The organism is Streptomyces fuscigenes (assembly GCF_021556455.1).
Lineage (GTDB): Bacteria > Actinomycetota > Actinomycetes > Streptomycetales > Streptomycetaceae > Streptomyces > Streptomyces fuscigenes.
In genome coordinates this window covers 1-5,809 of record NZ_JAKGCV010000357.1, presented here as the reverse complement: position 1 = coordinate 5,809, position 5,809 = coordinate 1, and the positions used below count along the sequence as shown (strand labels likewise).

Sequence of the window (5,809 nt, the reverse complement as noted above, 5' to 3'; positions counted from 1 at the left end):
CCGACGGGGGCTGCGGCGGGGCGGCCTGCGGCGGTGCGGGGGCCACGGGTGCCTGCGGCGGTGCGGCGGGCGCGGCCGGCTCGTCCACGGAGACGCCGAAGTCCGTGGCGATCCCGGCGAGTCCGTCGGCGTAGCCCTGGCCGACGGCGCGGACCTTCCAGGCGCCGCCCCGCCGGTAGAGCTCCACGATCACGAGCGCGGTCTCCGAGCCGAGGCTCGGCGGCGTGAAGGTGGCGACGGCTGAGCCGTCGTCCGTTGCGGTGACCGTGGCCGTGGGCTCGGTGCCCCGGAACGTGGCGCCCTCGGCGTCCGGGCTGGCCGTGACGACGACCTTCTCGATGCCCGCGGGCAGCGCCGCCGTGTCGACGACGATGGCGTCGGGGGCGGAGCCGCCGCCCGCGCGGTGGGTGACGCCGGGACCCGCGGGCTGGTTGTAGAAGATGAAGTCGTCGTCGGAGCGGACCTTGCCCGCGTCCGTCAGCAGCAGCGCCGAGACGTCGAGGCGCACGGGCGCCGCGACCGCCACCGTCACGCGCGTGGCCGGCAGCGGGAGGTTCGAGCCCGGGGTCATAGCAGTCATGCCACGCGTAACGAGCGGCCCGCCTTTGCCGTTCCCTTACCCGCGTCCCTCCCGCCGCGTCCACCCGTCCGGCCCCGTGCCCGTCGGCGGCGCACGCGGCGCGGCGCCCGCCGGGCCCCGGCCGCCCGGTTGGGCGGGGCGCCGGGTACGGCCGGTCAGCGGGGCCAGATCGGCGGGTCGGACACCCACGGCCCGCCGATCCCCGCGTGGTCGGGGTTGCCGTCCTCCAGTTCGCCCTGCTCGGCGATCAGCTCCGCGGCGTAGGGCTCGGAATCGTCCTGCGGCTCGTAGCCGAGCGCCCGCGCCGGGGAGAGGTCCCACCACAGGCGGGTGTTGGCGGAGGATCCGTACACGACGGTGTGGCCGACCTCCCCGGCGGTGAGGGCCGCGTGGAAGAGCCGCGCGCCGTCGGCCGGGCTCATCCACAGGGACAGCATCCGCACGGTGGTGGGCTTCTCGAAGCAGGAGCCGATGCGCACGGACACGGTCTCGATCCCGTGCTTGTCCCAGTAGAGCTGCGCCAGGTCCTCGCCGAAGCACTTGGACAGGCCGTAGAAGGTGTCCGGGCGGCGAGGGGTCGCGACCGGCACGAGCGGTTCGCCCGGTGCGGGCCGGGGCGTGTATCCGACGGCGTGGTTGCTCGACGCGTTGACGACGCGCCGGACCCCTTCGGCGCGCGCGGCCTCGAACAGGTTGTACGTACCCTCGATGTTGGCCCGGAGGATCTTGTCGAAGCCGGATTCCAGCGAGATGCCCGCGAGATGCAGGACGGCGTCCACCCCGCGCACGGCCTCGCGCAGCGCGCCGGTGTCGGCCAGGTCCGCGACGACGGCGTCCGGCTCGCCCTCGACGGGTACGGCGTCGAAGAGGCGGAGGTCGTACCCGTACGCGGGCAGCAGCCCCCGCATCAGGGTGCCGAGGCCGCCGGCCGCGCCGGTGAGCAGGACGGTACGAGGTGCGGGCATGGCGGTCTCTCAACTCCGTAAACGTCGTTCATATGCATGATTGGAGAGGGGCTCGATCAACCTAGGGACGGGCGAACCGGGGCGTCAAGTGGGCCGCGAGGACCCGGCAGGGCCCCGCGCCGGCGCCCTCGCGGCACCCGCAATGCCCCCGAGCCCCGCGCGTACCGGCCGCCCGGCCCGCGGACCGTACGGCCGGGCGCGCGCCCGGCTCCGTCACCCCCCTGACCCGGAGGTCCCGTCGGCGACCGACCGTCCCGGACCCGCCGGGGCGCGTGGGCCGTGTTCCGGCTCCGCGGCCGCCGGAATATCGTGGCGGGACCGGCCACAGCACCGGAAAGCGCACTTCGGCCCGCCGGACGACCCCGGCGGCGCCGCCCCGCCGGCGACACGGATCCGGCGCCCGCACCGCGGGCCCGGCCCCCGCCGGACGGTCCGGACCGGCCGCGGACGACCCGCCCGGACCCGCGGAGTTGCCCGGTTCTGCGCTTGACCGGAGCGGACGGGGCGCATTAGCGTGGATACCGTTCAGAAATATAGACGCCAATCACAGACGTGCACAGAAGCAGCCAGGGAGCACCCGTGACCTCAGCCGCCCCGCTCACCGACCGCCTCACCCGCGGGGAGGGGCCGCTGTTCTTCCCCGTCACCGCGTACGGCCCGGACGGCGGACCCGACCTGACCACCTACCGCGAGCACGTCGCCGCGGGCGTCGAGGCCGGTGCCGCGGCCGTCTTCGCCTGCTGCGGGACCGGCGAGTTCCACGCCCTGACCCCCGAGGAGTTCGGCGCGTACGTGGCGGCCGCGGTCGAGGCGACGGCGGGGCGCGTGCCGGTCGTCGCGGGCGCCGGGTACGGCACGGCGCTCGCGATCCAGTTCGCGCGCATCGCGCAGGAGGCCGGCGCGGACGGCCTGCTCGCCATGCCCCCGTACCTGGTCGTGGCCGACCAGGAGGGCCTGCTGCGCCACTACCGTGCGCTGGCCGCGGCCACCCCGCTGCCGGTCGTCGTCTACCAGCGCGACAACGCGGTCTTCACGCCCGGGACGGTCGTCGAACTGGCCCGCACGGACAACATCGTCGGCCTCAAGGACGGCGTCGGCGACCTCGACCTGATGCAGCGCATCGTCAGCGCCGTGCGCTCCGCCGAACCCGGCCGCGACTTCTTGTACTTCAACGGGCTGCCGACGGCCGAGCTGACCGGGCTCGCCTACCGGGGCATCGGCATCACCCTGTACTCGTCGGCCGTCTTCTGTTTCGCGCCCGAGATCGCCGTCGCCTTCCACAGGGCCCTGAACACCGGGGACGACGACATGGTCGACCGGCTCGTCGACGTCTTCTACCGTCCGCTCGTCGAACTGCGCGCCAAGGGCCGCGGCTACGCGGTCTCGCTCGTGAAGGCCGGCGTGCGGATGCGGGGGCTCCCGGTCGGCGAGGTGCGCAGCCCGCTGACCGAGCCGCAGCCCGCCCACGTCAAGGAGCTGACGGAGATCGTCGAGCGGGGGTACGCGCTGCTCGCCGAACGCGGCGGCGCGAAGGACGCGACGGCCGCGGGAGCGGGCGCGTGAGGGCCTCCGCGTTCCTCTACCCGTGGGACGTGGTGGGCGATCCGGCGGCGCCGGCGCGCGTGCGCGGCCTGGGTGTCCAGCAGGTCACCCTGGCGTCCGCGTACCACTCGACCCGGGCCGTCACGCCCCGGCACCCAGGCCACCGGATCGTCACCGCGCAGCACGCGGCGGTGCTGTACCCGCCGTCGGCCGGGCGCTGGGAGGGCCGGGACCTGCGGCCGTACGAGTCGGGGGCGTGGGCGCCCGGCGACGCGTTCGGCGAGGCCGCGCGCGCCCTCGCCGACGCGGGCCTCGACGTGCACAGCTGGGTCGTGTTGGCGCACAACTCCCGCCTGGGCGGTGAGCGTCCGGCCACGTCCGTGGTGAACGCCTACGGCGACCGCTACCCCTGGGCGCCCTGCATCGCCCGGCCGGAGGTCGCCGAGTACCTGACGGACCTCGCGGTGGAGGCGGCGGTCCGCCCGGGCGCGTCCGGCACCGAGCTGGAGTCGTGCGGCTGGTACGGGCTCGCGCACCTGCACGCCCACGACAAGATCGCGGGCATCGGGTCGGGCGAGACCGCGCAGTACCTGATGTCGGTCTGCTTCTGCGACGTCTGCCGGGAGGGGCACGCGGACCTCGGCGGGGGCGTGACGCCCGCCCAGGTGCGCGACGCGCTGGAGGGCGGGGCCGCTGCGGAGGCCGTCGCCGATCTGCGCGAGCGGACGATGGTGTGGCGGGCCCGGGTGGCCCGGGCATTGCAGGAGCGGGTGGTCGGTGCCGTGCGCGCGGCGGCACCGGGCGGATTCCGGATCCTGCTGCACGCCGACCCGCACCCGCATCGCACCGGCGCGAACGCCGGCGTGGACGCGGCGCACATCGCGAAGGTCGCCGACGGGGTCGTGGTGCCGTGCGCGGGCGGGCCCGAAGGCATGCTCGAACCCTTCGCGCGGGCGGGCGCCGGCGTGATCGCCGCCAACTTCACGGTGGTGAGCGGCATGGGCGGCAGCCCCGGCACCCTGGCGGCGGACGCGGCCCGCGCCCGCGCCCTGGGCGCCACCGAACTGCGGCTCTACCACGCGGGGCTGGCCTCGGACGCGGACCTGGAGACGGTGACCGGGGCGCTGCGCTCCCTGTAGGCGCCCGGCGCGGGCCTGGCCCGGCGGCGGGGGCCGGGGCGGCACGGCCCCGTCCCGGCCCCCGCCCCGGGGCGCTACGCCTCGCGGCGCGACCTCGCGCGGAACGCGGCCTTCCGGGCCTCCTTGGCGAGCGAGCGGTCGGGGTGCAGCCTGCCGATGGCCTCCAGGACCGCCGCGGTCGCCGGGTGGTCCACCCGCCACGCCTCCTCGAAGAACCCGGCGTGCCTGCCGACCAGGCCCTCGACCAGTTCCTGGAGCTCGTCGGGCTCGCCCTCCGCGTCCAGCTGCGCGGCGATCGTGTCGACGGTCAGCCAGAACACCATGTCCGCGGACGGCGGCGGCACCGGCGTGCCCGTGCCCAGCTCCGCGAGCCAGACGCGGGCGAGGCCGCCGAGTTCGGGGTCGTCCAGCACCGCTCGGACCGCCGGCTCGGCGGGCGCGCCGATCAGGGCCAGTGCCTGCTGGCAGTTGAGGCGGCGCAGCGGCGCCCCGGCATCGTCGCCGCGCGCGGCGTCCAGCAGGCCGGAGGCCGCCTCGGCGGCCGGCCGCGGGGCGAGCCAGCGCTCCGTCTCCTCGCGCGCGGACCACTCCGGGTAGTGCGCGATGCCGTCGAGCAGCCCGCGCGCGTCCCGCTCACCGAGATCGCCGACGAGCGGGGCGTCCACGCCCGCCTCGACGAGGCGCGCCCGCAGCCCGTACAGGCCGAGCGGGGTCAGCGTGACGAGTCCGTAGCGCGAGACGTCGTCCTCGCTCAGGGGCGTCTCTTCGGGCTCCTCGACGTCCGCCATCAGGGCCTCGTCGACGGGGGTGTACGCGACGAGACCGACCGGCTCCAGCACGCGGAACTGGTCGTCGAGCCGGATCATCGCCTCGGAGACCTGCTCCAGGATGTCGTCGGTCGGCTCCTCCATGTCGTCCGGCACGATCACCGAGGCCGCGAGTGCGGGCAGCGGTACGGCCGAGGTGCCGCGCTCGGCGGCGGTGTCGTCCCGCACGGTCAGCTGGTACAGGTTGCCGAGGACTCCGTCGAGGAAGTCCCCCTCGGCCTCGGGGTCCCAGTCCAGGCTGTCGAAGTCGATCCGGCCGTCCTCGCCGAACGCGTCCGCCGCGTCCAGGACCGGCGCGACGGCATCGGCGACGACGACGTCGAGCGCGTCGAGCCACAGCGCGAGCACCTCCCGCGGGCTGCCGGAGGAGACGACCTTCAGCTGGTCGCCCGCCGAGACGCGGCCCGCGCCGCCGTCCCCGCGTGGGCCGTCCCCCCCGTCCGCCGCCCCCGCGCCGTCGCCGTCGGCGCCGCCGGGGAGGTCCTCGTCGAGGGCCACGTCGACGAGGCCCGTCTCCAGGGCGACGCGCCAGGCCTCCGCCGCGTAGTCCTCGGCGTCGCCCGGCGCGTCCTCGTCGTCCGCGAGGCCGAGCGCCTCGACGGCGCCCGCCAGCTCCGCGGGGTCGAGCTCGCCCTCCGCGTCCACCCGGGTGCCGGGCCCGGCCCAGCGCGCGAGCCGTACGGCACGCGCGAGCACGGGGGCTGCGAGCGCGTCACGCGCGAGTTCGGCCTCCGAGGGCAGCCGCACCGGCGGCAG

The 5,809-nt window shown here is 76.1% G+C and carries 5 protein-coding genes; 2 read left to right on the top strand and 3 right to left on the bottom strand.

Annotation, left to right across the window (positions count from 1 at the left end; translation table 11 throughout):
* Nucleotides 1–580 (bottom strand): TerD family protein (locus L1885_RS22250; protein WP_235798942.1); only part of this gene is annotated, 580 nt, incomplete at its 3' end.
* Nucleotides 581–735: 155 nt separating this feature from the next.
* Nucleotides 736–1,545 (bottom strand): NAD-dependent epimerase/dehydratase family protein, encoded by an 810-nt coding sequence (locus L1885_RS22245; protein ID WP_235798941.1) that lies wholly within the window; start codon nucleotides 1,543–1,545, stop codon nucleotides 736–738.
* 579 nt (nucleotides 1,546–2,124) lie between these two features.
* On the opposite strand from L1885_RS22245, the gene L1885_RS22240 reads away from it, so the two are divergent.
* On the top strand, nucleotides 2,125–3,108 hold the full coding sequence (locus L1885_RS22240) for a 5-dehydro-4-deoxyglucarate dehydratase (RefSeq protein ID WP_235798940.1): 984 nt from the start codon (nucleotides 2,125–2,127) through the stop codon (nucleotides 3,106–3,108).
* Nucleotides 3,105–4,226, top strand: a complete 1,122-nt coding sequence (locus L1885_RS22235) for a hypothetical protein (protein WP_235798939.1) — start codon at nucleotides 3,105–3,107, stop codon at nucleotides 4,224–4,226. The genes L1885_RS22240 and L1885_RS22235 overlap by 4 nt, the downstream gene beginning before the upstream one ends.
* A 74-nt stretch (nucleotides 4,227–4,300) precedes the next feature.
* On the opposite strand, the gene L1885_RS22230 is transcribed toward L1885_RS22235, so the two are convergent.
* The coding region (locus L1885_RS22230; protein WP_235798938.1) for a hypothetical protein at nucleotides 4,301–5,809 on the bottom strand (1,509 nt) is incomplete at its 5' end.

Excerpts from the sequence above, each read along its gene's own strand:
- L1885_RS22245 (WP_235798941.1), bottom strand. The coding sequence starts at position 1,545 with ATGCCCGCACCTCGTACCGTCCTGCTCACCGGCGCGGCCGGCGGCCTC.